This window comes from Paraburkholderia sp. Tr-20389, assembly GCF_017104565.1.
In the GTDB taxonomy this organism is placed as follows: Bacteria; Pseudomonadota; Gammaproteobacteria; order Burkholderiales; family Burkholderiaceae; genus Paraburkholderia.
In genome coordinates, this window is sequence record NZ_JAAGPD010000119.1 from 1 (window position 1) to 537 (window position 537).

General features: G+C 63.7%; 1 pseudogene. It reads right to left on the reverse strand.

Features of this window, described 5'->3' with window-relative positions:
• Positions 1 to 520 (reverse strand): annotated as a pseudogene (locus G3N95_RS40410) (hypothetical protein); the annotation flags it as partial.
• Positions 521 to 537: the final 17 nt, after the last annotated feature.

Below are 537 nucleotides of genomic sequence, written 5' to 3' on the forward strand. Positions count from 1 at the left end.
TGTTGACCGTGTTGCTCAGGTTCGCCAGGTTGTTGCCGATGTTGTTGACCTTCGCGTCTTCCGACATCAGCTGGCTCACGTTCACCGCATCGGTCGGGTTCAGACCCGCCGCCACGTTCGTGATGCGACGCTCAGCGCCCGCTGCGCCCACCGACACTTCACCGCCCGCTGCCGTCGCCGCTGCGATCGCCGTGCCACCCACCGGCGTGAAGCCCGCCGTACCCAGCGTCGCCGAGTTCGCCACCGAGTTCGAGCCCAGCGCCACCGAGTTCGCCGTCGTCGCGCTCGCGCCATTGCCCATCGCTACCGCATTCGATGCGCTCGCCACCGCTGCCGGACCTGCCGCCACGCTGTTCGCACCCGTCGCCGACGAATCTGCCAGCGTCGAGTTTGCGTGGAAGTACTTGATCCCGCCACCGTTGACGATGTTCGTCACCTGGTTGTTGATGTTGGTGACGTTGTTGCCCAGGTTGCTCAGGTTGTTCGCAACGTTCGAAACATTGTTCGAAACGTTGTTCACCTTCGCGTCTTCCGACG